General features: G+C 55.4%; 26 protein-coding genes. 8 read left to right on the top strand and 18 right to left on the bottom strand.

The genetic code is table 11. The features are described 5' to 3' along the window. Position 1: 1 nt before the first annotated feature. From N9C89_RS01475 to N9C89_RS01455, 5 genes are all read right to left on the bottom strand, one after another. A complete protein-coding gene (locus N9C89_RS01475; protein WP_263952045.1) occupies positions 2-613 on the bottom strand; it encodes a hypothetical protein in 612 nt (203 codons plus the stop codon). 32 nt (positions 614-645) lie between these two features. Beyond that, positions 646-780, bottom strand: a complete 135-nt coding sequence (locus N9C89_RS01470; RefSeq protein WP_263952044.1) for an aa3-type cytochrome c oxidase subunit IV — start codon at positions 778-780, stop codon at positions 646-648. A 69-nt stretch (positions 781-849) separates the two neighbouring features. Further along, entirely contained in the window at positions 850-1,329 is a 480-nt protein-coding gene (locus N9C89_RS01465) for a DUF6173 family protein (RefSeq protein WP_263952042.1), read from the bottom strand. Between the two features lie 3 nt (positions 1,330-1,332). Continuing rightward, positions 1,333-2,382: an MBL fold metallo-hydrolase gene (locus N9C89_RS01460; protein WP_394358476.1), complete on the bottom strand. Its 1,050-nt coding sequence runs from the start codon at positions 2,380-2,382 to the stop codon at positions 1,333-1,335. A 2-nt stretch (positions 2,383-2,384) separates the two neighbouring features. Further along, positions 2,385-4,103, bottom strand: a complete 1,719-nt coding sequence (locus N9C89_RS01455) for an acyl-CoA dehydrogenase (protein ID WP_263952039.1) — start codon at positions 4,101-4,103, stop codon at positions 2,385-2,387. Positions 4,104-4,218: 115 nt separating this feature from the next. Here N9C89_RS01455 and N9C89_RS01450 point away from each other — a divergent pair, with 115 nt between their 5' ends. Next, the gene (locus N9C89_RS01450) at positions 4,219-5,172 is read left to right on the top strand and encodes an L-threonylcarbamoyladenylate synthase (protein ID WP_263952038.1); all 954 of its coding nucleotides are present in this window, start codon (positions 4,219-4,221) and stop codon (positions 5,170-5,172) included. On the opposite strand, the gene N9C89_RS01445 is transcribed toward N9C89_RS01450, so the two are convergent. Continuing rightward, positions 5,169-5,738 (bottom strand): YqgE/AlgH family protein, encoded by a 570-nt coding sequence (locus tag N9C89_RS01445; protein ID WP_263952037.1) that lies wholly within the window; start codon positions 5,736-5,738, stop codon positions 5,169-5,171. The genes N9C89_RS01450 and N9C89_RS01445 overlap by 4 nt on opposite strands. A gap of 127 nt (positions 5,739-5,865) precedes the next feature. Here N9C89_RS01445 and N9C89_RS01440 point away from each other — a divergent pair, with 127 nt between their 5' ends. Beyond that, positions 5,866-6,708 (top strand): protein-disulfide reductase DsbD domain-containing protein, encoded by an 843-nt coding sequence (locus tag N9C89_RS01440; protein WP_263952036.1) that lies wholly within the window; start codon positions 5,866-5,868, stop codon positions 6,706-6,708. On the opposite strand, the gene N9C89_RS01435 is transcribed toward N9C89_RS01440, so the two are convergent. From N9C89_RS01435 to N9C89_RS01420, 4 genes are all read right to left on the bottom strand, one after another. Continuing rightward, positions 6,684-10,106: an efflux RND transporter permease subunit gene (locus N9C89_RS01435; RefSeq protein WP_263952035.1), complete on the bottom strand. Its 3,423-nt coding sequence runs from the start codon at positions 10,104-10,106 to the stop codon at positions 6,684-6,686. The genes N9C89_RS01440 and N9C89_RS01435 overlap by 25 nt on opposite strands. A gap of 2 nt (positions 10,107-10,108) precedes the next feature. Next, positions 10,109-11,593: an efflux RND transporter periplasmic adaptor subunit gene (locus N9C89_RS01430; protein WP_263952034.1), complete on the bottom strand. Its 1,485-nt coding sequence runs from the start codon at positions 11,591-11,593 to the stop codon at positions 10,109-10,111. A gap of 103 nt (positions 11,594-11,696) precedes the next feature. Further along, on the bottom strand, positions 11,697-12,227 hold the full coding sequence (gene moaB, locus N9C89_RS01425; RefSeq protein ID WP_263952033.1) for a molybdenum cofactor biosynthesis protein B: 531 nt from the start codon (positions 12,225-12,227) through the stop codon (positions 11,697-11,699). A gap of 9 nt (positions 12,228-12,236) precedes the next feature. Then, positions 12,237-13,049 carry a uracil-DNA glycosylase gene (locus N9C89_RS01420; RefSeq protein ID WP_317134918.1) on the bottom strand — a complete coding sequence of 271 codons (813 nt, stop codon included), beginning with the start codon at positions 13,047-13,049 and terminating at the stop codon, positions 12,237-12,239. 138 nt (positions 13,050-13,187) lie between these two features. Here N9C89_RS01420 and N9C89_RS01415 point away from each other — a divergent pair, with 138 nt between their 5' ends. The 3 genes from N9C89_RS01415 to plsY are packed head-to-tail and all read left to right on the top strand — an operon-like array spanning position 13,188 to position 16,023. Then, positions 13,188-14,138, top strand: a complete 951-nt coding sequence (locus N9C89_RS01415) for an aspartate carbamoyltransferase catalytic subunit (RefSeq protein ID WP_263952031.1) — start codon at positions 13,188-13,190, stop codon at positions 14,136-14,138. Then, positions 14,135-15,418, top strand: coding sequence for a dihydroorotase (gene pyrC, locus N9C89_RS01410; RefSeq protein WP_263952030.1), 1,284 nt, complete (start codon positions 14,135-14,137; stop codon positions 15,416-15,418). The genes N9C89_RS01415 and pyrC overlap by 4 nt, the downstream gene beginning before the upstream one ends. Then, a complete protein-coding gene (gene plsY / locus N9C89_RS01405; protein WP_263952029.1) occupies positions 15,418-16,023 on the top strand; it encodes a glycerol-3-phosphate 1-O-acyltransferase PlsY in 606 nt (201 codons plus the stop codon). The genes pyrC and plsY overlap by 1 nt, the downstream gene beginning before the upstream one ends. A gap of 37 nt (positions 16,024-16,060) precedes the next feature. Here the strand turns inward: plsY and N9C89_RS01400 are convergent, their stop codons facing one another. The 4 genes from N9C89_RS01400 to N9C89_RS01385 form a co-directional block, all read right to left on the bottom strand. Further along, positions 16,061-16,318: a hypothetical protein gene (locus tag N9C89_RS01400; RefSeq protein WP_263952027.1), complete on the bottom strand. Its 258-nt coding sequence runs from the start codon at positions 16,316-16,318 to the stop codon at positions 16,061-16,063. A 76-nt stretch (positions 16,319-16,394) separates the two neighbouring features. Next, positions 16,395-17,765 (bottom strand): glutamate--cysteine ligase, encoded by a 1,371-nt coding sequence (locus N9C89_RS01395; protein ID WP_263952026.1) that lies wholly within the window; start codon positions 17,763-17,765, stop codon positions 16,395-16,397. Between the two features lie 60 nt (positions 17,766-17,825). After that, positions 17,826-18,389 carry a hypothetical protein gene (locus N9C89_RS01390; RefSeq protein ID WP_263952025.1) on the bottom strand — a complete coding sequence of 188 codons (564 nt, stop codon included), beginning with the start codon at positions 18,387-18,389 and terminating at the stop codon, positions 17,826-17,828. Further along, on the bottom strand, positions 18,386-19,111 hold the full coding sequence (locus tag N9C89_RS01385; protein WP_263952024.1) for a 16S rRNA (uracil(1498)-N(3))-methyltransferase: 726 nt from the start codon (positions 19,109-19,111) through the stop codon (positions 18,386-18,388). The genes N9C89_RS01390 and N9C89_RS01385 overlap by 4 nt, the downstream gene beginning before the upstream one ends. A gap of 11 nt (positions 19,112-19,122) precedes the next feature. On the opposite strand from N9C89_RS01385, the gene ubiA reads away from it, so the two are divergent. The 3 genes from ubiA to N9C89_RS01370 are packed head-to-tail and all read left to right on the top strand — an operon-like array spanning position 19,123 to position 22,419. Beyond that, a complete protein-coding gene (ubiA, locus tag N9C89_RS01380) occupies positions 19,123-20,103 on the top strand; it encodes a 4-hydroxybenzoate octaprenyltransferase (protein WP_263952023.1) in 981 nt (326 codons plus the stop codon). Between the two features lie 59 nt (positions 20,104-20,162). Beyond that, positions 20,163-22,097, top strand: coding sequence for an OmpA family protein (locus N9C89_RS01375; protein WP_263952021.1), 1,935 nt, complete (start codon positions 20,163-20,165; stop codon positions 22,095-22,097). Further along, positions 22,090-22,419, top strand: coding sequence for a hypothetical protein (locus tag N9C89_RS01370; protein WP_263952020.1), 330 nt, complete (start codon positions 22,090-22,092; stop codon positions 22,417-22,419). The genes N9C89_RS01375 and N9C89_RS01370 overlap by 8 nt, the downstream gene beginning before the upstream one ends. Positions 22,420-22,425: 6 nt before the next feature. On the opposite strand, the gene N9C89_RS01365 is transcribed toward N9C89_RS01370, so the two are convergent. From N9C89_RS01365 to uvrC, 4 genes are all read right to left on the bottom strand, one after another. Continuing rightward, the gene (locus tag N9C89_RS01365; RefSeq protein ID WP_263952019.1) at positions 22,426-22,869 is read right to left on the bottom strand and encodes a molybdenum cofactor biosynthesis protein MoaE; all 444 of its coding nucleotides are present in this window, start codon (positions 22,867-22,869) and stop codon (positions 22,426-22,428) included. 1 nt (position 22,870) lies between these two features. Beyond that, entirely contained in the window at positions 22,871-23,119 is a 249-nt protein-coding gene (gene moaD / locus N9C89_RS01360; RefSeq protein WP_263952018.1) for a molybdopterin converting factor subunit 1, read from the bottom strand. After that, a complete protein-coding gene (gene pgsA, locus N9C89_RS01355; protein WP_263952016.1) occupies positions 23,116-23,784 on the bottom strand; it encodes a CDP-diacylglycerol--glycerol-3-phosphate 3-phosphatidyltransferase in 669 nt (222 codons plus the stop codon). The genes moaD and pgsA overlap by 4 nt, the downstream gene beginning before the upstream one ends. Positions 23,785-23,852: 68 nt before the next feature. Beyond that, entirely contained in the window at positions 23,853-25,742 is a 1,890-nt protein-coding gene (gene uvrC / locus N9C89_RS01350) for an excinuclease ABC subunit UvrC (RefSeq protein WP_263952015.1), read from the bottom strand. Positions 25,743-25,879 lie beyond the last annotated feature (137 nt).

Here is a 25,879-nt window from a genome sequence, read left to right as displayed (position 1 = left end):
CCTAAAGCGGTGACTCGCCCTGCACGACAAGAACGCTTTTGTTGTCGTCTGAATCGTTGTCATAAACCGTGTAGGTCGTGACACCATCAAGCTCACCGAAGCGCTTCATAAGCGTTTTTGGGAAATAGGTTCGTCCGACGCTTTCAAAGCCATCAAGCTGCGACAGAATTTCGGTTGTGGTGTTGGAGCACATACCGTTGCCCGCTGGCCCCTGTGCAAGAGCAAGCTGAAGCGCTTTCTCCGCAACGTCAGGAGAAACGAGCTTCTTTTGCACGACGACCCGATAGGATTCACGTGCGTGGTAGTCTTCGTAGAATTCGACCGTGCGGTCTGTCATGCCAAAATGCACATCATTGCGCTCGGGTCGGCGCGGGTGATGCCACGAGCCAGCAGGATCCCAAAGAATCCTGTGGCTGCCGTTGATCAGAAGGGCACTGTGCTGCCCCTCGTTCGCGCCATTTGAAATAACGGTATAAAGTGTAAGCGCGGTTGGTTCATTCGGAGGCGAATAAATCGCGCGCTGAACTTCTTCTTCTGGGGCCCAAACCGACTCGCCCGCACCACAGGCGGCGAGCAAAAACGGGAGTGCGAGAGCAAGAAGAAAACGTCGCATTACACACATTACCCTATGTCGGTATCGCTCGATCAGGTGTTGAAGATCGCCAAGAAAATAAGGATGAGAATGCAGAGGATAGTCCCCCATTTCACCATCTTGATAAAGCCGTTGAATGTTTTTTCCTGAACTTCGATGTTCATTTCACCTGGTTTGTACTCAGCCATGATTGCCGTTCCTCATTCCTCTTTCTGCCCAAATAACCGATTCATCTCGGGCTGTCACCCTAAGAGATTTCACGTTTCCTCGCGTGTTGCAGATTGCTCCAAATCTGCAGCAAGCCGGAAGCCGATACGGTTCGGGGCTTTGGCTGTTGGCGCTTTAGGCAAGGCACGAAGCATAACCGAAAGTTGGCTCACATGTTGGATAAGCTGGGTCTTTGCGCCGCTCGCGTCACTGCCATAAAAGGTAATGATATCAGGGTCAAAATAGCCAAGCCCCTCAATCCGCAAAACACCCGCATCGCCACCGACAAATGCCATGGCAACCTCATGCTCGTTATCAAGCTGCTCTTCGAAGTTCTTGATATAGAGGATGAGCCGTTCATACGCCCACTGCGCCGGAGATTTCTCGGCAACCGGCGTTTTCGCGATACCCTTCGGGAGCGGCTCTTTCTCTGCGGTTTGACGGGGTTGTGGATCGCAATGAACCACATGCGCGCGGGGGATCGCCTCGCCTTCGTGGGCTTCGGCTGTTGTCTTGATCTCGTTATCCATGCGTCACCCTACCTTGCGCCACCTCCAAGCGCCATCCTCTTCGAGGGTGCGCGTGATATTTCCGTTCAAATATAGGTGATTAACATGGGCCACTGCTTCGACCAGCGCCAGCCCGTATTCTGCTTCGCCAATCGGGCGTTTAAAGAGGACATCAAAGCACTCAACCGCGGTTTTCGGCGTTTCAAGATGCGAGAGCAATCTTGCAAGCGCGCCCTCGTGGTTTTTCACGAATTGTCCAAGCCGTGTGGGTAGCCCTGTGTAGGGCAATTTGTGACCGCCCAGAACAAGCTGATCCGTTCTCGCAAACTTGGCCATATGCGTGCAAGCATCCAACCATTCCTGAAGAGGGTCCGCCATTGGTTCGGTCGCGTAGACTCCGATGTTCGGAGAGATCGACGGCAATAGTTGGTCGCCGCCCAGAACCAGGTGGTCACTATCGCTAAAGAGACACGCATGCTCCGGTGCATGTCCGTTACCGATTCGAACAGTCCAGTCTCGCCCCGCTGCTGTGAGCTTGCTACCTTCGCGGATGCGTGTGAACCCAAGCGGCAGCGGCGCGACCATATCCACAAAGTTGAACGGCCGTTCCTTGGCCCGCTTCGCCAATATCTCTGGATCCATGCCGGCACGCGTCCAAAACGTAAGCGTTTCGGGTGTTGGCAGCAGTTGTTCATCCAGCGTTAGCATTCGCGCAGAAAGCCAAGCTGTTTGCGTGGTTACAAGCTCCGCGCCGAATTCGGTCTGAAACCATCCTGCAAGTCCGATATGGTCTGGGTGATGATGCGTCACGATCACGCGCTCAACAGGCTTACTTGCAAGCGGACCACTCAGCAGCTTCTCCCAAATACGTCGCGTGCGTTTGGTATCAAAACCCGTATCAACGATCGTCCAGCTAGCGCCATCATCCAGCGCATAAACATTCACGTGATCCAGCTTCATCGGCAGAGGAAGCCGCATCCAATGCACGCCCTCGGCGACTTCGATCGCCTCTCCCTCGGCGGGCGGGGTTTCAAATGGATAGCGAATACCGCTTGGGTCTAGCGTATCGTCCAAACTCAAAGCGCGAGGTCCTCGGGCGTTATTGCATAAAGGTCTGACGCGCCCTCTCGGACGTGTTGCAACAGAGCCGCGTGCTCTGGCAGCAAACGCTTCACAAAGAACTGTGCAAGTCGTGTCCGCGCGCCATCGCCACCTTCAACAGATGCAGCATTCAGATGCGCAAACCCGCCAAGAACAAGCGCGAAGGCACGCAGATAAGGCACCGCCCCCGCAAACCGGTCCGCAAGATCATCCTGCGCCACCAACCATTCCGTTGTTTCGCGCAGGGATTCCGCAGCGCTCCAAACGCTTTCCGTTAGCTCGGGGAACTGGCTGCGCGCCTTCTCGGAGTACTTCTGCACATCCTCAAGAAGCCGGAATGCCGCCTCGCCGCCATCCATCATCTTGCGCGCAACGAGGTCCATCGCTTGAATGCCGTTTGTACCTTCGTAAATCGCCGTCACGCGCACGTCGCGCCCGAATTGGGCCGCGCCGGTTTCCTCAATGAAGCCCATGCCGCCGTGAACCTGTACGCCAAGGTTTGCAACATCAATGCCCACATCTGTGCCGAAAGCTTTGGCAATCGGCGTCAGCAGAGCCGCGCGTGCTTGCCAATCTGCCGAACCTGTCGCGGTGGCCATATCAATCGACACAGCGCAGTAGAGCGCGATTGATCGTGCGGCAAAGGTCTGGGCCTTCATCGTTGCAAGCATCCGGCGCACATCGGCATGATCGATGATGGTGCCTGTTCCGTTTTCAATCGGCGAGCGGCCTTGTTTGCGTTCGTTCGCATAAGCCAGCGCATGTTGATACGCCGCTTCGGCAATTCCGACACCCTGAACGCCAACGCCGAGGCGCGCGTTGTTCATCATTGTGAACATCGCCTTCATGCCCGCGTGTTCTTCGCCCACGATCCAACCGGTCGCGCCATCATATTCCATGACCGCGGTCGGAGAGCCATGCAGGCCCATTTTATGCTCTAGCGACACAACCCGAAGGCTGTTGGCCTTGCCTGGGTTTCCGTCTTCATCTGGGATGTATTTCGGCACCATAAATAGGCTGATGCCCTTCGTTCCTTTGGCACCATCCGGCAAACGCGCCAACACGAGGTGACAGGTGTTCGCAGTAAAGTCGTTGTCGGCCCAGCTGATAAATATCTTTTGGCCTGTGATCGCATAGGTGCCATCGCCATTATCAACGGCCTTCGAGGCCAACGCGCCCACGTCCGATCCGGCCTGCGGCTCGGTCAGGTTCATTGTTCCGTTCCACTCGCCCGAAATCAGTTTGGGAAGGTAAACCGACTTGAGGTGATCGCTCGCATGATGCTCTAGTGCCTCGATCTGCCCCATGCTCATCAACGGGTTGAGAGACAACGACAAACACGATCCAGACAGCATATCGTTAACCGCAGTTGCAACCGTCATTGGCAGCGCCATGCCGCCAAATTCCGCATCGGCCGCCATGCCAACCCAGCCGCCTTCTGCAATAGCTTCGTAACCTTTATCAAAACCGGTGGAACAGCGCACAACACCGTTCTCCAATGTTGCGGGCTCAAGGTCTCCCACGCGATTCAGTGGCGCAAGAACCTCGGTGCTGAGTTTGCCTGCCTCTTGGAGAATCGCTTCGACAACATCGGCGGTTGCATCGGCAAAACGCTCTGTTTCGCGCACCTGATCCAGCCCCACGATATGATCAAGAATGAATTGTATCTCTCTGGTTGGTGCTGTGTATGTCATTCGGTCTCCGTTCCGCGACTTGGCAAAGCAAGGGCATGTCGCTATGTCTCTTTTTCAAAAGCGAGCCTACTAAATCGTAGGTGTCCAGCAATAGAAACGCCACGTCAGAGACCGCATGCTTACAACTGAACGCCTAAATCCTATGCAAGACGGCATTGCCAAGGCTCTTGATGTCTTGCGCGCTGGCGGGCTTTGCGCGTTTCCAACCGAAACGGTTTACGGCCTCGGCGCAGATGCCCGCAACTCTGATGCTGTGGCGCGTATTTTTGCCGCTAAGGGTCGCCCGCAATTTAACCCGCTGATCGTGCATGTGGCCAATCTCGAAATTGCCGAACGATATGGCGTGTTCAACGGTGCGGCCAAGCAGATCGCACAGGCTTTTTGGCCCGGCCCGTTAACGCTAGTTGTTCCTTTGCGCGAAAATTCCGGCCTTTCTCCACTGGTCACGTCGGGGCTTGATAGCGTCGGCATTCGCATTCCTGGTTCTGAACTATCTCACGAATTGCTTGCGGCATTTGACGGGCCCGTTGCCGGCCCCTCGGCCAACCCCTCTGGCAAAGTCAGCCCGACCTCGGCGGATCATGTGCTTGCAGGGTTAAGCGGCGAGATTGAAGCCGTCCTTGACGGTGGCCCCTGCGAGATCGGTCTGGAAAGTACGATCATCGGCTGTATCGACGCCCCAACGCTCCTGCGCCCCGGCGGGTTGCCGCGCGAAGCGGTTGAAGCATGTCTTGGAGCACCACTGGCCGAACCAGCCGCCAACGGGGAAATAACAGCACCCGGCCAGTTGAGCAGCCATTATGCGCCGAACGCACCGGTTCGCCTTAACGCCGACAAGAAGCGAGACGGCGAAATTTATGTTGGGTTTGGCCCCTGTGAAGGCTCAGATCTCACACTTTCTGCTTCTGGTGACCTCCATGAGGCGGCAACAAATCTGTTTGAGATATTGCACCAAGCGAACGCAATGGAAGCCGAGAAGATTGCTTTTGCGCCGATCCCCGAACACGGCCTCGGCCAAGCCATTAACGACAGACTTCGTCGCGCCGCCGCGCCGCGTGTCAAGTATTAGGCATTACCGGACGTAGAAGACAAAACAAGCGGGCTTACCCCAAGCGTTTCAAGGGCGGCGCTCCACTTTTCATCGTTCTCCATATTAAAAACCAATTCCGGCTCTGCATCGGCTGTGAGCCATCCGTTTGCTAGAATCTCACCTTCAAGCTGCCCAGCACCCCACCCCGCATAACCCAGTGCAAGAATTGCATTTCTTGGTCCCTGTCCTTGGGCGATGTCCTCAAGAATGCTGATCGTTGCGGTCATTCCAAAGCTATCATCCACATGAAGCGTGGAATCTCCGGCATCATAATCACGCGAATGCAGCACGAATCCGCGCCCATGTTCGACAGGGCCGCCAAAGTGTACGCGAATATCAGAGCTCTGCTCCCCTTTTGGAATATCGAGTTGCTCAAGCAGCGTGTCGATCTTGATATCAAGGGAGGGTTTATTGACGATCAACCCCATCGACCCTTCGTCAGAATGGGCGCAAAGATAGATTACGCTATGGTCAAACCTTGTGTCCCCCATGCCAGGCATGGCGATGAGAAGCTTTCCACAAAGGCTATGGTCTTCAATGTCCATGGGGTCATGGTGCGCTCAATGGCTTAAGTTTTCAAGAGGCGATCCACTCTGTTTCACAAGCACTTCATCGCATTGTGACTTCCTATTTCAAAGCTGATCTCTATTGTTCGGCTCAAGGAGCAACACTATGAAACACCCCAGAAATCGCACCAATTCTGCCTTGCGCACGCTCAAAAACACGTGTCTCGCGCTGCTTATTAGCGCTCCTGCGATTGCGGGTGGGTTTGACGCGGACAAGGTGATTAAAGTCAGTACGCTCTCGGGCTGGAAGAATACCGACGGCACTTATGTTACTGCCCTCAAGGTCGATCTAGCGCCCGGGTGGGTTACATATTGGCGAATTCCCGGGGATTCCGGCATTCCGATGGAATACGACTGGACCGCGAGCAAAAATGTAGGCGGCGCCTCTATCGTATGGCCCCGTCCGGAAATCGATGAGAAATACGGCCTGACATCTTTTGTGTACCGCGACCGCGTGGTTTTACCGATCATTGTAGTGCCAACCAACAAAGGCCAAGCCGCAGAGTTGGCAGGAACTATCGAGCTTGGCGTTTGCAAGGACATTTGCGTTCCGGTGCAGTTCGATATCTCGCAACCATTGAAGCCAGAAAACACGCGAAAATCAGCAGAGATCAACGCAGCGCTAAAGGACTTGCCCAAAAGCGCGCGGCAGGCCGGATTATCAGCGACAAAATGTGGAATTTCGCCAACAGAGAACGGCATTTCCATCAACACAACAACTAAAATGAACCAAGACATCGGTAAGGTTCATGCGGTTATTGAGCACGCGGATCAATCCTTTTGGGTCGGCCCCACAAGTACCGCCCAGAAGGGCCAAACCGTCCACGCTGTTGCAGAGATTGAAAGTGAGACCGGCAGCCCCGTTTCCATTCAACGGCAAGACGTAAGGATCACTCTTCTTGGCACGCGGGAAGTAATCGACATTCAAGGCTGCGTCGGAGAGTCCTGAACGCTTCGCGGTTCGCTTCGGCCAAACAGAACCGCGCCGATGAAGAAGCCGATGAGTGTTGCCAAAAGCGTCAGACCGACAAAAAGCGCGAAACTTGTTGCGATCAACGGCGCATTGGCCAATCCCGGCATGAGCGCCAACAAGACCCCTGCGAATTCTCCGGTAACAATCGAAACGCCCATTGTTACTGCAAATGCAAGCAACGCGAACAGCGCCACCGCTGTCGATACAAACGACACAAGTCGCCCGCCCTCAGGGAAACGGAATGCACGGCGCGCCGAGGCAATCCGTCCCGAGAAATCACTCTGAATTGCGATAAGCGAGGGCACAACAAGCAACACCAATACCATCCCGAACCCAAGTCCGTAAACAAGCGTTACAACCGTTGGCTTCAGGAACTGCGCCTGACTTGAGGATTCAAACAACAGAGGCGCGAGGCCAAGCACCGTTGTCAGCGTTGTAAGCATAACAGGACGCAAACGGTCAGCCACGCCATCAATGATAGCGGGGAACAAGCCACGCTCTTCGGCGTATTCGTCAATTGTCGTGATCAAAACAATCGAGTCGTTGATAATGATACCCGTCATGCCGATCAGCCCGACAACAGAGAACATAGAGAGCGGCACTTCCCATACAAGATGGCCGTAAATCGTCCCGACAAGGCCGAAGGGAATAATGGCCATCACAACAATTGGCCGCGTCCAACTGCTAAAGACCCAAGCCAATGTGAGGTAAATACCGGTTAGACACATCACGAAACCAACAAGCGCATCGGTCAGGAATTCCTGTTCTTGCTCAGCCAATCCTGCAAGCCGCCAACCGACGCCAAACTCGCTTTCCAACTCCGGAAGGATCTCTTCTTCAAGCTGTGTCATGATCGCGCTGGCGCGGTCGGGATCGTCTTCGGAAATATCACCCGTTACCGAAACAACCCGTATGCCATTCTCTCGGCGAACGGTGGAAAATCCGCTCTGCTGATCGACACGAACGATGTCGGCAAGCTTTAGGTAATCCCCCGTTTCGCTTCTCATGTAGGAGCGTTCTAGGAAGTCGGCTGAAAGTTCGCCTTCTGGCAATTCAACTCGGATTTTCGCGCTGCGCGGCCCGTCTGGATAGGTGGCGGCTTCAATCCCGTTGAGCCGATCACGCAGCACGCGGCCAAGTGTATCAATCGAGAAGCCCATAGCCTGACCCTGCGGGGTGAGTTCAAGGATCATCTCCTCCTTGTCATAAGACAGACTATCCTCAACGGCCGAGACTTCTGGAAATTGCGTCAGCGCGGTTTTGAGCGCCTCTGCAGTTGCTTTCAACGTTGGCGCTTCCGCGCCGTAAAACTGCACATCAAGCGAATCCCCACCGGGGCCAGACCGCCAGCCACGGAAGCTGACAACCTCGGCGAGCGGGTGTTGGCGCACTTCTTCTTGAAGCGCGGCCACAAAGGCAAAGGCGCTATAGGGGCGGTAATCGGAATCTATCAACTCAATCGCAATGGAGCCAAGTAGATCGCTATCTTTCGTGTCCACGCCCGACAGGCCTCGCCCCGTATTCCCGCCAATTTCAGCAAGGGTGTAGACGATAGGATTGGTGCCGTACTCTTCTTCATAACGCGCACCAAGATCCGTTGCGGCGCGCTGCATCTCCTGCATCATCGCAAACGTATCTTCGCGCGTCGCGCCGTTGACCATGGCGAAGTTGCCCGAGACAGAACTCTGCTCCGGCGCGTTAAAGAAACGCCACTGCACGTCGCCATTGATGAAATGCGCCGCCTGAATCGACAACAGCACAACCGTCATTGCAATCACCGGATAACGCGCGACGACAACGAGCCTCATGAATCGGCGGAATATGTTGTCACGGAACCAGCTAAAGCCACGGTTCACCACGCGATTGGGCCAGTCGTACCAGTTGTTTTTACCTGCGTGGCGGAGCGCGTGAGCCATGTGGTTTGGCAGGATAAGGAAACATTCAACAAGTGACGCAATCAACACCACAATCACAGTAAAGGGTATGTCGGCGATCAAGCTGCCAAATCGACCACCAATTGCAACGAGCCCAAAGAACGCGATGACGGTTGTAACCGTTGCGGAGAATACGGGCGGCGCCATACGAATAGCCGCGTTCTCGGCAGCGACCAACGGGCTTTCGCCCAATCGACGCGCACGGAAATCGGCATGTTCGCCAACAACAATCGCGTCATCCACCACAATGCCAAGCGTGATTATCAATGCAAACAACGAGATCATATTGAACGTGAGCCCCGCCGCATACATCAGCGATATCGCAGCCAACATCGCAACCGGAATCCCCGCGGCAACCCAAAGCGCAATACGTGCATTGAGAAACAGGAACAACAGCATCACAACAAGCCCCAACCCCATGAGGCCGTTATCAAGCAATAGGGCAAGACGGCCCGTAATCGCCTCTGCACGGGTACGAATTAGGGTTATGTTTACGTCCTTCGGCAAGGAGATGCGCATTTCTTCCGCGACATCCTCAACCTGCTGCTGAATCGCAATCGCATCCCCGCTTGCGGAGCGGTCAATCCGAATGGAGATCGCTGGGTTCTCTCCGACAAAATAGGCGCGATCGCTGTCGATGCCTTGCTGCGTCACCGAGGCAACATCACCGATGCGGAGCTGTGTTCCGTCGGGCTCACTGCGAAGGATAATATCGGCAATTTCTTCTGCGCTTCGCTTGGCGACGCCCGTTCTGACGCGCGCGTTTGCGCCTTCAACATCCCCTGCTGGATCAGCATCAACTTCGGCTGCAATCGCTGTCGCGATCGCCTGCATCGAGACATCATTCTTGATAAGCGACGTTGACGGCACCTCTACAATTGTCTCAGGCGCAGCGAACCCTCGCAGCGTTGTGCGGGTCACACCAACGGAAAACAACCGCGTAACAAACTCGTCGGCGAGCCGACCGAGCTGCTCGACATCCACAGGCCCTTCGATCACGACATCGGTAACACGATCCCGCCAAGCACCGCGGCGGACGTTCGGATCTTCAGCGTCTTCAGGCAGGTTAGACACGGAATCAACGGCCGCCTGAACCTCATCCGCCGCGCGCGACATATCCCAGCCATCTTCGAAATCGAGGCTTATCTGCGCGGAGCCTTCGCGTGATGTGGAATAGGAAGATTCAACGCCTTCGACACCAAGCAAAGCTGGCTCCAAAAGCTGGACAATAGCAGTATCCACGTCCTCCGCGCCTGCGCCTTCCCAATCGACCGAAACGGAAACCGAGTCGATAACAACATCGGGGAAAAACTGCGCGCGCATGTTTGGAACCGCCGCAAGACCCGCAACGATAAGGACCACAAGCAAGAGGTTCGCAGCGGTTGCGTGGCGTGTGAAATACGAGAGGATTCCGCCCGCCATTTTGTTGGTATTGCGCATGGTTAGCCTCCCATCCGCTGCTCAAGCCGATCAACGACGTTCACTGGAACTTCAGGCTGCGCAAGTTGCCCGAGAATACGCTCGCGTGCTTCCTGCGGCATACGTTGGTTACTCTCGACAAAGGCGACAAGTGCTGCGCGCCGCTCATCTGTCAGGGTCACCATCTCGGCGGCTGGCGGCGCTCCCTCGGCGTTCGTACCTTCGGCGCTCTGCTCCTGACCAGCCACCAGTGGGCGCACCTTGATGCCCGCGCCAAGCAATGGAGACCGTTCCGCCACAATTTGTTCGCCATAGTGGCCATCGGCACGGATCAGGACTTCATCATCCTGACGCCTTAACACCTCTACAGAAACAGACTGCAGCCGGTCTTCCGGCCCTAAAACGAGCACTTCGCCGCTTGCGTTCAACGCCAAAGACGGCACGCGCGCAACGTTCTTAAGCTCCGGCTCATCAATCTTAACCTCGACAAAATCACCTGGGCGGAAGCCGCTGTGATCGGCCATTTCAGCATACAGAACACGGCCGCTTTGACCGGTCTGAACCGCTCCGCTTTCACGCGTAATTTTCCCCTCGGTCTGAAGGTCAAGGCCAAGCACATCCAGCCCAACAAAAACCGGCGCGCCGACAAGGTTGCCTTCGCCATCAAGCAGGCGGGCATATTCACTTGTCGAGACTCGGAACGCGACTTCAAGAGATTTCGGATCGATAAGTTGCGCGACCTGTTCATTGGCGGTCACGATACCGCCTTCAACAACGGAAACGCCCGAAAGTGTTCCGTCAAAGCCAGCACGGATTTCGGTTTCTTCCAACCGCCGTTCGGCCTCGGTCAATGTGATTGCATGACGAGCGAGCGCCGCATTCGCAGTTTCAACACGTACTTCGGCCTGCGCGAGCGCCTGACGGCGGGACACAACTGCCTGACGCGCAGAGGCGGCGGCAAGTGCGGCGGTTTCAACTGCGGCGTCGGTGCCCACACCGCGTTCTTTCAAATCGGTCTGTCTTTTGTATGCAACTTCGCGCAGGTCGGCCTGATCTATGGCTGCATTCAGATCATCTTTGGCCAAAGTCAGCGCGAGTTCCGCGGCACGAATTTCTGCCTCTGCCTCGCTGATATCGGCTTCTACACGCCGCAGCTCGTCTTCTGCATCCGCAGGGTCAATGCGCAGTAGCAACTGCCCTGCCGTAACGCGCCCGCCTTCTTCAAAGGCTGGATCAACGAATACAACTCGCCCCGCAGAAGATGCCCGCAAATCGAGCGTTCGGCGGCTACGCACTTCGCCGTAAGCGGTGAACACCGGCGTATGATCTGCGGCCACGAGGTCAACAACATTTGCGGAAAAGACACGCTCGCGCGCAGGTCTCTGGGCTTCACTCTGTGCGTTTCGGCTTTGAAATGCCGAAACCACGGTATTTCCGCCCCATGCAAGAAGCCCCAGTGTTACCGCCAGCAGGAAAACACCCGTCAGACTACGGCCCAGAAATCGCATCCGTTGAACTCCTTGATTGCGTAATGCATTGATTACGCGTCATTTTATTGTCATATGACCACGCCGTTCATTGGGCGCTTATTGGTATATACGAACCGAAACGCTATTTCCGTCTCATTTTTTCGGTCAAACGCGGAAAAATTTCGACGAAATTACATGGCATGTGCCGGTAATCGAGCTGTTTGACCAAAATTTCATCCCATGCATCCTTGCAAGCCCCGGGACTTCCGGGAAGAGCAAAGAGATAGGTGCCCTGCGCTACGCCGCCGGTTGCACGGCTCTGAACGGCGGAGGTGCCAATCTTGTTCATCGAGACAATCGTGAACACTGTTCCGAAGGCATCCATCGTTTTCTCATACACGTCGTGATGCGCCTCAACGGTAACATCGCGCCCTGTAAGACCTGTACCGCCAGTTGATATTACCACATCTACCGCCGGATCGGCACACCATGCGCGCAATTGATCGGCAATCTCTTCGCGCTCATCGGGGAGAATCTTGCGATCTGCGAGAACATGACCTGCCTTTTCCAGCCGATCTACAAGGGTCTGGCCTGAGCGATCTTCGGCGAGACTGCGGCTGTCGGACACTGTGAGGATAGCAATCCGCACCGGAATAAATTCACGTTCGGCCATACTGCCTCCCTAGGTCAAATCCCGCAGTTTTGCTTGGAGGGCCAACAAATCAGCCCACGCTTCACGTTTGACCGCTGGCGTGCGCAGGAGTCGCCCCGGATGCAACATCGGCAATGTCGGTCGCCCGTTTAACTCGGTCCATCGACCACGCTGGCGGTTGATATTCCCCTTGCCCAACAAAATCTGGCACGGAACATTCCCCATCAAAATAACAACTTTCGGATCGGCAAGTTCGATGTGTCGCCTCGCAAAACATCGCAGCATATCAATCTCTTGCATGTTCGGCGGGCGATCCTGTGGCGTGCGCCATGGCAACACAGTGGAGACATACAACGCCGTTTCCGGATCAGGCGAGCTGCGCAACAGGCCGATTGCCGCGAACATCTTGTCGAGCATTTGTCCTGCGGCCCCGATAAACGGTGCGCCACCGCGGTCTTCTTCGAGGGTCGGGACCTCTCCGATCACCATCACCGACGCCTGCGGATTGCCATCCGCAAAAATCGTGTTGCGCGCACCTTTTTTCAGGTCGCACCCATCAAAACTCTCGATGGACGATTTGAGCGCCTCAACCGTATCGCAACTTTCGGCGATTTCTTTGGCGCGTTTGCAGGCTGCATCAAAAGCGTTCTTTGCTTCTTCCTGTTGAGAAATAACAGGAACAGCAACCTTAGGTTTGCCCGATCGTTCAGGCTTTCGCGCAGAGGCAGCTTTGGGCAGTTCATTCGGAAGGTCATAGCAATTTACAGGCGCATCGAGAATGGCCTCATCAGCACCCAACTCGATGTACCAGTCAAGCAAGGCCTTGGCCTCGTGAATTCCCAATTGCGACTCCATGCGCCAAAGCTATGCCGCCCCTAAAGCGGGGTAAAGGCTTGAATCCGTACTCGCGGCTTCAAAAGAATAATTTGCGCCTTTGGTATCCTGTTTCTATAAGCAAGAAAATCGACGAAAGGGCCTGTCATGTCATTCCGCGCCAAGCATCTTTTGGGGATCGAGCACCTTGCCCCAGATGAAATCACAACGTTGCTGGATTTGGCCGACAGCTATGTTGATCTAAACCGCTCGAAGTCCAAGCACTCGGACGCGCTCGCGGGCCTCACACAGATCAACATGTTCTTTGAAAACTCCACCCGCACGCAGGCCAGCTTCGAACTAGCAGGCAAGCGCCTCGGGGCGGATGTGATGAACATGGCGATGCAGGCAAGCAGCATCAAAAAGGGAGAGACCCTGATTGATACCGCGCTCACGCTCAACGCCATGCACCCGGATTTGCTCGTTGTGCGCCATCCGCATTCGGGCGCGGTAAACCTGTTGGCGGAGAAGGTGAACTGCGCCGTGCTGAACGCGGGTGACGGCTATCACGAGCACCCGACACAGGCTTTGCTGGATGCGCTCACCATCCGCCGCGCAAAGGGGCGGCTGCACCGGCTCTCTGTGGCGATCTGTGGTGATATCGCACATTCGCGCGTGGCGCGCAGCAACCTGATCCTGCTGGGCAAAATGGAAAACCGCGTGCGCCTTGTTGGTCCCCCAACGCTTATGCCAAGCCAGATATCCGAATTCGGCGTCGAGGTTTATGATGACATGCGCGAAGGTTTGGCGGATGTGGACGTTGTGATGATGCTACGCCTTCAGAAAGAACGGATGGATGGCGGCTTTATTCCGAGCGAACGCGAATACTACCATCGCTTCGGGCTTGATGCGGAAAAGCTTTCCTACGCGAAGGACGACGCGATTGTCATGCATCCCGGCCCGATGAATCGCGGCGTCGAGATTGACGGGCTAATTGCCGATGACATCAACCGCAGCGTCATTCAGGAGCAGGTCGAGATGGGCGTAGCCGTTCGCATGGCCGCGATGGACCTTCTGGCCCGCAACCTCCGAGCCGAGCCCAAGGAGGTTTTGGTATGAGCGATCTCTTCCTTCATAACGCCCGCCTGATTGATCCTGATGCCAAGACAGAAACGCTCGGCGCACTTACGATCCGCAACGGCAAGATTGCGGAGATCCACTCTGGCGACGTGAAGCCTCCCGAGGGCATCGAAGCAATCGACTGCGATGGCAAACATCTTGCGCCGGGCATTGTTGATATTGGCGTGAAAATCGGGGAGCCGGGTGAACGCCATAAAGAAAGCTTCCGCACCGCAGGCGCCGCAGCCGCCGCTGGCGGCGTTACGACAATGGCAACGCGGCCTGATACAATCCCCGCGCTCGACAGTCCCGAAACACTCGAATTCGTCGCGCGCCGCGCGAATGAGGCGGCTCCTGTAAACGTGTTGCCGATGGCGGCACTAACAAAGGGGCGCAATGGCGCAGAGATGGTCGAGATCGGCTTTATGCGAGATGCAGGTGCGATTGCATTTTCCGATTGCGACAATGTCATCACCGACAACAAAGTGTTTTCCCGCGCGCTGACCTATGCCAGAAGCCTTGGCGCGCTCGTTATCGCTCATCCGCAGGATCCGATCCTATCAAAAGGCGCAGCGGTCACGTCGGGCAAATTCGCCTCGCTGCGCGGATTGCCGGCGGTTTCGCCGATGGCGGAGCGCATGGGACTTGAGCGCGATCTCGCGCTGGTTGAGCTTACCGGCGCGCGTTACCACGCCGATACACTCTCCACCGCCGCCGCCCTGCCGGCACTTCGTCGCGCTAAGGAGAGTGGTCTTGATGTAACTGCTGGTGTTTCGATCCATCACCTCACGCTCAACGAATTTGACGTAGGCGATTACCGCACCTTCTTTAAGGTAAAACCGCCCCTTCGCAGCGAAGACGACCGCCTCGCGATGGTTGATGCCGTGGCCTCTGGTCTGATTGACATCATCTCGTCCATGCACACCCCGCAAGACGAAGAAAGCAAGCGCCTCCCTTTCCAAGAGGCAGCATCCGGTGCAGTAGCGCTTGAAACATTGCTGCCTGCCGCGCTTCGCCTTGTTCATGCTGAGTTGATCGACCTGCCGACCCTTTGGGCCGCGCTCTCGCTCAACCCAGCCAATCGCCTCGGACTTGCCTCCGGACGCTTGGCAGAAAATGCCCCAGCAGACCTCGTTTTGTTTGATCTGAATGCGCCATTCGTGCTTGATCGCTTTTCGCTCAAGTCAAAATCCAAAAATACCCCCTTTGACGGACAGCGAATGCAGGGCAAAGTCCGTGCAACATTCGTTGCAGGAAAACAGGTTTACGGAGCTGATTGATGTCATTGTTTGAAGTGCCGACAGAAGTTTTCATGCTCGCCGCGATTGTGGGCTACCTCCTCGGGAGTATCCCCTCGGGCGTATTGTTGGCCCGCGTCATGGGCCTTGGAAACCTGCGCGAGATCGGCTCAGGCAACATCGGCGCAACCAATGTCTTGCGCACGGGCAACAAAAAAGCCGCGGCGCTGACGCTACTCTTTGATGCCGCCAAAGGGGCAATTGCGGTTCTGATCGCCCGCGAGCTTTGGGGCGAAAGTGCTGCGCAAATTGCCGCGCTGGCAGCGTTTTTGGGGCATTGTTTCCCTGTTTGGCTTGGGTTCAAAGGCGGCAAGGGCGTTGCGACGTTCCTTGGAATTATGCTCGCACTAAGCTGGCAAATCGGATTGGCCGCTTGCGCAACATGGCTCTTCTTTGCATTCGCGCTTCGTTACTCTTCGCTCGCAGCACTTATGGCAGCTGGGCTTTCGCCACTGTGGATGGTTGTCTTGCAAAAGGGAGAACTCTTCTTCCTCGGGATGATTTTTGCGATCCTGATTTATTGGCGGCATTGGGAAAACATTCACCGCCTGCGCGCAGGTACAGAACCAAAAATCGGGAAGAAATAGGCTCTGCGCAGTTTCGCTCCGCACAGAGCAAAAGCCTTTAACCTTTGGTTTCCAAACGCTCAATCGCATCTGCGGTACGCATGGTGTTGTGGTAAATACCCAGCGACAGATAAAGAATGCCGCCCATCATAACCACATAAATGCCCCCAAAAAACAGCACACCAAGTCCAGCGAAAAAAGCGCCCGATTGACCGCTAAACATGGTTCCAATCGCGCCGATAACGACGCCAATAACCATCAAAACAATGATGATGCCGACAAGCTTCTCGAACGAGTTAATAAAGAATTCACGCATATTAATGTCCTTTCCTAATAGGTTAGACATCAACACTGAATCGGGAACTCTCGTTCAAGCAAGGGAAAACTACGGCTTAGTAACAGTACTCGTCGTAGATATAGCTAAGATCGTGATCCCACTCGCCATTGTATTTCGCGAGCAACTCATCAGCGGGTACACGGCCAGTTTCGATGCTGTCTTTGAGCGCATTAAGGAAGTGTGTCTCATCTGGGATCATGCCGCCCGCCCCTTTGCGCGCACGCTGCTTTAGGCCCGCATCGGCAATATTCACACATTCGCGCGCCACATCGCTCAGATGAACACCGTTGAAACTGCCTTGCAGACCGTCCACCGAAGCTGCCACCCGCAAACCTTCGCGTGTTTCCGCATCCCAGCCTTTGGCCAAATCCCATGCTGCATCCAGCGAAGATTGCTCGTAACACATACCAACCCAAAACGCCGGAAGCGCACAAAGTCGCCGCCACGGCCCACCATCCGCGCCACGCATTTCAAGGAACTGCTTGATCCGTGCCTCTGGGAAAATGGTTGTGAGGTGATCGGCCCAATCGCTCAAGTTCGGCTTCTCGCCGGGGAGCGCCGGAAGCTCGCCCTTCAGGAAGTCGCGGAAGCTCTGTCCCAAGGCGTTGATGTATTTTCCGTCGCGGTAAACAAAATACATCGGCACATCGAGCGCATATTGCACCCACGCTTCAAAGCCGAACCCTTCGTCAAACACAAACGGCAATGTCCCTGTCCGCGCCGGATCAAGGTCGCGCCAAATTCGGCTACGCCAAGACTTATGGCCGTTGACCTTATTCTCGAAAAACGGCGAGTTTGCAAAAAGCGCCGTCGCAACAGGCTGCAACGCCAAGGCAACACGCAGCTTTTGCGTCATGTCCACTTCACTCGCGAAATCGAGATTCACTTGCACGGTGCAGGTCCGGTACATCATGGACTTGCCCATGGTACCCACGCGATCCATGTAATCCGTCATCAGCTTATAGCGCCCTTTGGGCATCACGGGCATATCCTCGTGTTTCCACACGGGAGCCGCCCCAAGTCCGATGAATTTCACGCCAACTTTATCGGCAATCGCCTTAACCTCACGCAGGTGGGTGTTCACCTCGTCGCAAGTTTCGTGAATTGTTTGTAGCGGCGCGCCGGAAAGCTCTAACTGCCCGCCAGGCTCGAGACTGACGTTCGCGCCGTCTTTCTCCAAACCAATGAGTTTGCCCGACTCTTCAATCGGCGCCCAATTAAACTGGTCGCGCAGCCCTGTCAGAACCGCAGAGATCGAACGCTCGCCCTCAAACGGAAGTGGTTTTTGCGTTTCCTCACAGAAACCGAACTTCTCGTGCTCGGTTCCGATGCGCCAATCCTCTTTTGGTTTACAGCCCGCCTCCAGCAATTCGGCAAGCTGTGCGTGATTTTCGATCGGGCCGCCGCCGGACTGTGGAATGGACATGAGAGCATCCGTTTGTAAAAGATCAATGGCTTCAATAGGTGATTTCTATCGCGGCTATTGTCAATGCAACTTAACCACCTTTTCCCGCGCGATGCGGGCGGCGTCATCTTCCCAAACAAGGAAACGCTTTGCACCTTTGTGCTGTGAGGCGGTGATCACGTTTTCGTAGTCAGCTCCGGGAAACGCAACCAGCGCGTCGAAAACCTCGTCTCCGCCAACGGCGCTTGCTGGGATCTCCACGCGCGGCGCGCGTTTCTGCGAGATGATCCAGAACATATCTTCTTCGCCGTCTTCTGGCTCACAGGTGCGAATTTCAATTCGGGTCACATCACTTAGGGCAATTTTTGCGCCATACCCGCTGTCAAAAAACGTCAGCTCCTGTTCGATCAGATCGACAACGCCTTCGGATTTTGGCGCTGCAGATTGCCGGCTATGAAACCGTGCGCGGCGGACGCCATAAAGCCCAAAGGCCAGCGCGGCGGCAAAAAACGGCAATGACAACATCACAAAGAGAATACCACCCAGCCAGACAAGCCAAAGAGCAATAACAAGCGCCGCCCCCGCCCAAATCACTTCGGAATAGCGGGCCAGCACCAGTTTCACTTCTGGGCGCACAAAACTCATTGCCAATCCCCACATTGCTTTTGCCAAAGTGTGAGCGCCGCAACCGCTGCGGTGTCCGCCCTTAGGATGCGCGGACCAAGGCTGATTGAGCGAGCCAAAGGATGTGCGCCCAATCTCGTTCTCTCCGCATCAGAGAAACCGCCTTCGGGGCCGATAAATATCGCCCATTTACCGCCCTTGGCCGCGCTCTCAAAATCCAGCTTATCGCCAACCAACGCCTCATCGCAAAAGAGGATGTGCCGATCATCAGGCCAATTATCCAGCATCCGCCCGAACCGCTCAATCTCCGCCACTTCGGGCACATAAGTGCCACCGCATTGCTCGGCAGCTTCAACGGCATGGGCCTGTAGCCGGTCGCGCCGGATGCGTTCGGAATTGGTAAATTCTGTCTGCATAGGGCAAATCCGCGCAGCACCCATTTCGGCGGCTTTCTCGACAATAAAATCGGTGCGCGCTTTTTTGATCGGCGCAAAGCACAACCAAACATCCGGCGGCATTTGCAACGGTTTGCTTTGCGCCTCGCAAACCAGAATGCCGCGTCGTTTTCCTGCTTCGGCAACCCGCGCGATATACTCACCGTCCCGCCCGTTAAACAGCGCGACAAACGCGCCTTCGGCAAGTCGCATGACGCCGAAAAGGTAATGCGCCTGCTCCTTGGTCAGAGGAATGGATTGCCCAGCAGCGAGCGCATGGTCTACATACAGTCTGATCTTTGCTTTCATGGACAGACCTTATGCCCGCGCCAGACGAACTTCCAGAGCCCAATCCCGCAAATTCCGGCACCGTCAAAGATGCCGTCGCAGGGAACTGGGTGGACCGGTTTGCACCTGTGGCAACGCGACCCTATCTGCGGCTTTCGCGGGTGGACCGCCCGATTGGTACATGGCTTCTGTATATACCCTGTGTCTGGGGCGTTTTGCTGGCGATGCTTGGAACAGGTGAACCTCGCCTTCTCGATCTATGGATCGTTTTGGGCTGTGGCATCGGGGCGTTTTTGATGCGTGGCGCTGGCTGTACATGGAATGACATCACCGACCGAAACATAGATGGCTCGGTCGAACGCACCCGCTCACGCCCTATTCCATCTGGTCAAGTCTCTGTTAAAGCGGCGCTTGTCTGGATGGTGGTTCAGGCGCTGGTGGCTTTTGCGATTCTCCTGACTTTCCCACTGCCCGCCATCATCCTCGGCATCATCGCACTTGGGCCGGTGGCGATTTATCCATTCGCCAAACGCTTCACATGGTGGCCGCAGGTGTTCCTTGGCGTCGCTTTCAATTGGGGTATCCTCTTGGGGTATGCCGCCCATCGTGGACATCTTGATGGTGCAGCGATCACGCTCTTTCTGGCAGGGATCACTTGGACACTGTTTTACGACACGATCTATGCCCACCAAGACAAAGAAGACGACGCGCTTATTGGGGTAAAATCCACCGCACGGCTCTTCGGAGATAACACGCTCCCGGCTCTTCGTTATTTCCTCATGTTGACTGTTGCGCTCATGGGGTTTGCGATTGTGCTCACAATGGCAGGACATAATAACATCCTTTCACTCGTGATAGCGCTTGGCGGGCCTTGGGCATTTGGATGGCACATGACATGGCAGATGAAGCAGTTTGACGCCGACGAACCGGATTCCTGCCTGCGCGTGTTTCGTTCCAACCGTGACGCGGGGCTGTTGCCTGTGCTGTTTTTCGCCGCTGCGCTTTTCCTGTGATTGAACCCCGTTGCCGAAGCGCCTAAACAAGGGCAACTCAGAAACAAACACCGGCTGATATGCGTTCCTTACAAACAATGGTTGCCTTTGCAGCGTTCCTAATTGCTGCAGTGCTTTCGGTCGCGGCTGCGGTGGTCGCTGTGAATACAATCGAAGATCGGTCCGTTGCGCTTGTAGAAGCGGCATTGGCCGAAGAACAGATCGACTGGATTCATGTGGAAGCTGACGGTCTTCAGGTCAGTCTTTCCGGAACCGCGCCAACCGAAGCGACACGTTTCCGCGCTATTTCTGTGGCGGGAAAAGTTGTCGATTCTTCGCGAATTACAGATTTCGTAACAGTTGACGAAGGCATCAGCCTTGAGGCGCCAGAGTTCCTGATCGAGATTCTACAGAACGCTGATGGCATCTCTCTTGTCGGGCTTATTCCAGCCGAAACAGATCGCAATCAGCTAATATCAAGCCTGCGCCGCGCTACGAACGGCAGCCCAGTAGTCGATTTGTTGCAATCAGCCCAATACGACACTCCCGAAGGTTGGGATCAGGCACTGCTCTTTGCTTATGAAGCCTTGAAACAGCTTGAGCGCTCAAAAATTTCGGTCTCTGCGAATGGTGTTTCGATCACTGCGATTACCGAAAGTCAGGAAGCGCGCGCATCTCTTGAACGGCGGTTCCGAGACCGCGTGCCAAAGGGAGTTGAACTGACGCTCGACATCTCCGCGCCACGCCCTGTTCTTACGCCTTTTGCCCTGCGCTTCACGCTTGAAAATGGTGTCGGGCGCTTTGACGCCTGCGCCGCAGACTCGCCAGAAGCGCAAGCGCGGATCATTGCCGCCGCACAACGCGCAGGCCTTGCCCAAGCCGGAACCTGCACGATTGGCCTTGGTGTGCCGTCAACAACTTGGGCTCGCGCAGTCGAAGCCAGCATTGACGCGCTCGCCACGCTCGGCGGCGGTACACTGAGCATCGCAGACGCTGATATTGTCGTTACTGCGCAAGCCGGAACCGATCCCAAGCTATACGAGCGCACAATCGCGGAGCTTGAAGCTGACCTTCCAGAACTCTTCTCTCTGTCCTCACAGCTTCTCGTTGCAGAGGAGCCATCTGGGGAGGAAGGCGACGAACGGCGAGATTTTGTCGCGACGCTCAGCCCCGAAGGGCAAGTTCAACTGCGTGGCCATGTTACAAACGAACGCATCCGCAGCGCTGTCGAAAGCTACGCAATAGCGCGCTTTGGCAGAGACTTCGTTTATGCGCCATTGTCGCTTGATCCGGAGATGCCGGAAGGCTGGCCGATGCGCGTCTTTGCGGGCCTCGCCGCACTTGCTGAATTGAATTATGGCTCTGTTGATGTGCAACCTGATCAGATCGCCATTAAGGGCGTCACAGGAAATCAAGACACTCGCGCTCGGCTCGCCGCAATTCTCGCGGAGCAAATCCCCGCTGGAACAGATGTTTCCATTGATGTGGCCTATATCGAGACGCTGGACCCGACTGCCGCGCTACCAAGCCCGCAAGAATGCGTTGACCGGATCAATGCCATCCTGAGCGCCAACAAGCTCACATTTGATCCAGGCGCAGACTCAATGGCCCCCGGTGCGTCTCAGACGCTTGATCAGATCGCTGAAATCATGCGCGACTGTCAGGATGTGCCAATTGAAATCGCTGGCCATACCGACAGCCAAGGCCGCGAATCCATGAACCTCTCGCTCTCACAAGCGCGCGCGGAGGCCGTTCTTATGGCGCTGATGTCCCGACGCGTTCTTACCGCGAACTTGACCGCGAAGGGGTATGGCGAGACTGACCCGATTGCCACAAACGACACACCGGAAGGCCGCGAAGAAAACCGCCGTATTGAGTTTACACTCCTGAGCGCAGACGATGTAGACGGCGAAAACCAAGAGACGGCAGAAGAAGCCGCTCAAGATGCCGAAGGCGAAGGCACTGAAGAGGCCCAACAGGAAGAAGCCAACGAGGAAGAAACCGCAGATGAATAACAACGAATTTATCGCCGCAACCGCCATCATCCTCTTTGTGGCCTTTTGCCTCGGATGGTTTGCCAACTGGCTGGTTCACCGCATGAGCCGCGTCACGCAGGCCGATATCGGCGAACTCGACAAAATGGCCCAAGCCCTGCACGACGCCGAAGAGTTGCGCGATCAGGCGATCACATATGTAGAGCAGCGCGAGAGCGAATTGGCCAATCACATCGCCCAGACAGAGGCGGAACTCAATGCTGCGATGGAAGGCCTACGCGATGCGCGCCGTGAGGCAGACGAGTTGCGCGCGCACATTGAAAAGGCCAACCAGCCAAGCTAGGCGTATTCACCAACGTTTGAGCGCGTCTTCGTCGTGGTCTTTTGACTCGACCCAAACTGCATCTTTTCCGGTGATCTCTTTTTTCCAAAAAGGTGCGCGTGACTTCAAGAAGTCCATCAGGAATTCCGCCGCTTCAAACGCTGCTTTCCGGTGTCGTGATGCCGTGGCAACCATCATAATCGGATCGTTTGCAGACAACTCTCCGAAACGGTGGATCACGAGAACATCGGCTAGATTCCAACGCCCCTGTGCTTCTTCTGCAATCGTGGTTATCGCGCGTTCTGTCATGCCCGGATAATGCTCGATCACCATTTTCTCAAGATCGCCAGCCGCTGTATCGCGAACGATACCAGAAAAGCTGACGATAGCGCCCGCGCCCTGCGCCTTGTTGGTGAAGGCGTTCAATTCAGCGCCTGCATCAAAGGGCGATCCCTGTACGCGAATATCCATGTTAGCCGCCCGTCATCGGTGGGAAAAACGCTACTTCGCGCGCGCCTTCGAGCGATGCTGAAAATTCGGTGAGGTCTTGATCAATCGCAACACGAAGCGCGGACAGGTCAGAGAAGGCCACGTCATAACGCTCTTCACGGGCACGTAACTCCTCAACGAGTTCGGCAACGGTCTTGGCGTTTGTCTCGACCGTTTCGCGGGGAATGCCGATACGCTCCCGCACCCAAGCAAAGTACATGACTTCGATCATGACTTATCCTCAGCGAGGTAAGGCCGCGCTTTGTTGAAGTAATCCACTCCAGTAATCAGCGTCAGAGTCGCTGAAATCCAGAGGAGCCAGAGCCCGATATAATAGGTGGCGAAAGCGCCGTTCCGTATCCACCAGAGGCCCATTTCGTCCTCTGTGTTACCTGACAGGATGCTCGAGACTACGGCCTCGTCCATTCCGTAGGTCAGCGCCCAGAAATAGTGTTCAAACAAGCCCTTCGCAAACAGAACCGAAATCGCAATCATCTGTGCGGTGGTTTTCCACTTGGCAAGCTTCGTCACCTGCAACTTACCCGCATCCGCACCAAGGAACTCTCGCAAGCCACTCACAAAGACTTCGCGGAACATAATAATCGTTGCGGGGAACAGAACATAGGCATCCATCTGCCAGATCGCCACAAGCGCCATCAACGCGATTACAACCATCGCCTTGTCGGCAATAGGATCGAGCATCGCGCCGAATTTGCTTTCTTGCCCCCACTTCCGCGCAAGATAACCGTCGATGTAATCGGTGACAGAGGCCCCGATGAACAGGATCAGCGCAAACCAATCTGCGTACCCACGGGGCAAAAAGATAAACCCAAGCGCCAGCAGCGGTGCAGCAAGCAGGCGGATGACGGTCAGAATATTCGGAATGTTCCAGCTCATGCGCTCTTGTTAGCCCTTTTTCTTACGTGGCGCTATCCACATTTCGCGTATTGGCGACATGCGAAGCGCTACCCTTTATCGTGGAAATAATCGTATAGAGTTTCGGCAAGCGCATCTGAAATGCCTTCTACAGCTTTCAGATCAGACAAGCCCGCACGTGATACCGCTTTTGCGCTGCCGAAATGCGCAAGCAATGCACGCTTTCGCGCGGCCCCAACACCCGGCACATCATCCAGCGGCGTCGCACCAACTGCCTTGGCGCGTTTTGCCCGATGCGTTCCAATCGCATAGCGATGCGCCTCATCGCGTAGGCGCTGGATGAAATACAAAACCGGATCATTATGACGAAGCGCAAACGGACGCTCACCTGTGCGGTAGAACTCTTCTTTGCCGTGGTTCCGATCAACACCTTTGGCGACACCCACCATAGGTACGTCACCAACACCCAACTCGGTCATAATTTCCCGCACCGCGCTCACCTGACCTGCGCCGCCGTCAATCAACAAGATATCCGGCCAAGTCTCGCCCTTGCGATCCGGATCTTCTTTGAGCAACCGCTTGAACCTGCGTGTCAGCACCTCTTTCATCATGCCGAAATCGTCACCCGGAGTTATCTTTTCGTCCTTGATGTTGAACTTGCGGTATTGGCTTTTCATGAACCCTTCTGGTCCGGCAACGATCATACCACCGACTGCATTTGTGCCTTGGATGTGCGAGTTATCGTAGACTTCTATCCGTTGTGGTGGAGCGGGAAGATCGAAGGCCTCTGCAAGACCAGCTAGCAATTTCCCTTGCGCCGCCGTTTCCGACATTTTGCGCGCAAGGCTTTCTCGCGCGTTACGCGCCGCATTGGCAATCAGCTCCTGTTTTTCACCGCGTTGCGGAACAAGAATAGAGACCCTGCGCTCTGCCTTTTGAGAAAGCGCCTCTTCCATAAGTTCCGTATCTTCGATGCCATCACTCAGCAAAATCTGTCGTGGAGGCTGCTTGTTGTCATAGAACTGACCAAGGAACGCTTCCAGCACCTCGGCAGCGCCAACGTCGGCTCCAACGCGGGGATAGAAATCGCGGTTGCCCCAATTCTGGTTGGCGCGGATGAAGAACACCTGCACACAGGCCTGACCGTTCTCAAGATGCAGCGCAATCACATCCGCCTCTGCAACGCCGCGCGGATTGATTCCTTGGCTCTGCTGAACTTGCGTTAGCGCCTTGATGCGATCTCGCAAAGCGGCGGCGCGTTCAAATTCCATCGCTTCGCTTGCCTCTGCCATTTCCTCAGCGAGTTTGGTCTGAACGTTGGTTGATTTCCCTTGTAGGAAACGTTCCGCATCTCGAACCAACCCCTCGTAGTCCTTCTCCGAGACATACCCCACGCAAGGCGCACAGCAGCGTTTGATCTGATACTGCAGACAGGGGCGCGTACGGCTTTCGAAGGTTGCATCCGAACAATCACGTAACAAGAACACTTTCTGAAGCTGGTTCAGAGTCCGGTTCACAGCACCAGCACTCGCGAAAGGGCCATAGTAATTCCCCTTCTCCGATTTTCGGCCCCTGTGTTTTTTGACGGGCGGGAAACGATGCGCCTTGCTCACCAGAATATTCGGGAAGCTCTTATCGTCGCGCAGCAGAACGTTGTATTTCGGCTTGAGCTGCTTGATGAGGTTTTGCTCAAGGAGCAGCGCCTCTGTTTCCGTGCGGGTGGTGAGGAACATCATCTCAGCGGTTTCGGAAATCATCCGCAATATCCGTCCCGTATGCCCTCGCGGGTTGGCATAGTTGCTCACCCGCTTGCGCAGCGACCGCGCCTTACCGACGTAAAGAACACGCGACTCGGAATCGAGCATCCGATACACGCCCGGAGAATTATCGAGGGTCTTGAGATAGCTCTGCACACGTGCATGCCCAAGCAACGGTGGCTCGGTTTTCGCAGTTTCAGAGCTTTGATCAGTTTGCGTCATTGTGATTCCGTTACCCGCTGCAATCTTATCGAATGGGAAGCAAGTGTTAATGTGTCCACGGTTTCTGTGGATAACTTAGTAGATAAGTTTCCGTGAACATCAATTTTCCTTTTGTTTTGGTGGTTTTCGACGCTTTG

The organism is Halocynthiibacter sp. SDUM655004, assembly GCF_026015885.1.
GTDB classification, from domain to species: Bacteria; Pseudomonadota; Alphaproteobacteria; order Rhodobacterales; family Rhodobacteraceae; genus Falsihalocynthiibacter; species Falsihalocynthiibacter halioticoli.
Note: the sequence above shows the minus strand (reverse complement) of the source record. Positions and strands in the feature narration are given on the sequence as shown.

Excerpts from the sequence above, each read along its gene's own strand:
- N9C89_RS01470 (WP_263952044.1), bottom strand. The coding sequence starts at position 780 with ATGGCTGAGTACAAACCAGGTGAAATGAACATCGAAGTTCAGGAAAAA.
- N9C89_RS01430 (WP_263952034.1), bottom strand. The coding sequence starts at position 11,593 with ATGCGATTTCTGGGCCGTAGTCTGACGGGTGTTTTCCTGCTGGCGGTA.
- N9C89_RS01375 (WP_263952021.1), top strand. The coding sequence starts at position 20,163 with ATGCGTTCCTTACAAACAATGGTTGCCTTTGCAGCGTTCCTAATTGCT.
- ubiA (WP_263952023.1), top strand. The coding sequence starts at position 19,123 with ATGCCCGCGCCAGACGAACTTCCAGAGCCCAATCCCGCAAATTCCGGC.
- uvrC (WP_263952015.1), bottom strand. The coding sequence starts at position 25,742 with ATGACGCAAACTGATCAAAGCTCTGAAACTGCGAAAACCGAGCCACCG.
- N9C89_RS01365 (WP_263952019.1), bottom strand. The coding sequence starts at position 22,869 with ATGGATATTCGCGTACAGGGATCGCCCTTTGATGCAGGCGCTGAATTG.
- N9C89_RS01370 (WP_263952020.1), top strand. The coding sequence starts at position 22,090 with ATGAATAACAACGAATTTATCGCCGCAACCGCCATCATCCTCTTTGTG.
- N9C89_RS01450 (WP_263952038.1), top strand. The coding sequence starts at position 4,219 with ATGCTTACAACTGAACGCCTAAATCCTATGCAAGACGGCATTGCCAAG.
- N9C89_RS01395 (WP_263952026.1), bottom strand. The coding sequence starts at position 17,765 with ATGTCCATTCCACAGTCCGGCGGCGGCCCGATCGAAAATCACGCACAG.
- N9C89_RS01465 (WP_263952042.1), bottom strand. The coding sequence starts at position 1,329 with ATGGATAACGAGATCAAGACAACAGCCGAAGCCCACGAAGGCGAGGCG.
- N9C89_RS01385 (WP_263952024.1), bottom strand. The coding sequence starts at position 19,111 with ATGAAAGCAAAGATCAGACTGTATGTAGACCATGCGCTCGCTGCTGGG.
- pgsA (WP_263952016.1), bottom strand. The coding sequence starts at position 23,784 with ATGAGCTGGAACATTCCGAATATTCTGACCGTCATCCGCCTGCTTGCT.
- N9C89_RS01415 (WP_263952031.1), top strand. The coding sequence starts at position 13,188 with ATGTCATTCCGCGCCAAGCATCTTTTGGGGATCGAGCACCTTGCCCCA.
- N9C89_RS01455 (WP_263952039.1), bottom strand. The coding sequence starts at position 4,103 with ATGACATACACAGCACCAACCAGAGAGATACAATTCATTCTTGATCAT.
- moaB (WP_263952033.1), bottom strand. The coding sequence starts at position 12,227 with ATGGCCGAACGTGAATTTATTCCGGTGCGGATTGCTATCCTCACAGTG.
- N9C89_RS01440 (WP_263952036.1), top strand. The coding sequence starts at position 5,866 with ATGAAACACCCCAGAAATCGCACCAATTCTGCCTTGCGCACGCTCAAA.
- N9C89_RS01445 (WP_263952037.1), bottom strand. The coding sequence starts at position 5,738 with ATGGACATTGAAGACCATAGCCTTTGTGGAAAGCTTCTCATCGCCATG.
- pyrC (WP_263952030.1), top strand. The coding sequence starts at position 14,135 with ATGAGCGATCTCTTCCTTCATAACGCCCGCCTGATTGATCCTGATGCC.
- plsY (WP_263952029.1), top strand. The coding sequence starts at position 15,418 with ATGTCATTGTTTGAAGTGCCGACAGAAGTTTTCATGCTCGCCGCGATT.
- moaD (WP_263952018.1), bottom strand. The coding sequence starts at position 23,119 with ATGATCGAAGTCATGTACTTTGCTTGGGTGCGGGAGCGTATCGGCATT.
- N9C89_RS01475 (WP_263952045.1), bottom strand. The coding sequence starts at position 613 with ATGCGACGTTTTCTTCTTGCTCTCGCACTCCCGTTTTTGCTCGCCGCC.
- N9C89_RS01400 (WP_263952027.1), bottom strand. The coding sequence starts at position 16,318 with ATGCGTGAATTCTTTATTAACTCGTTCGAGAAGCTTGTCGGCATCATC.
- N9C89_RS01435 (WP_263952035.1), bottom strand. The coding sequence starts at position 10,106 with ATGCGCAATACCAACAAAATGGCGGGCGGAATCCTCTCGTATTTCACA.
- N9C89_RS01390 (WP_263952025.1), bottom strand. The coding sequence starts at position 18,389 with ATGAGTTTTGTGCGCCCAGAAGTGAAACTGGTGCTGGCCCGCTATTCC.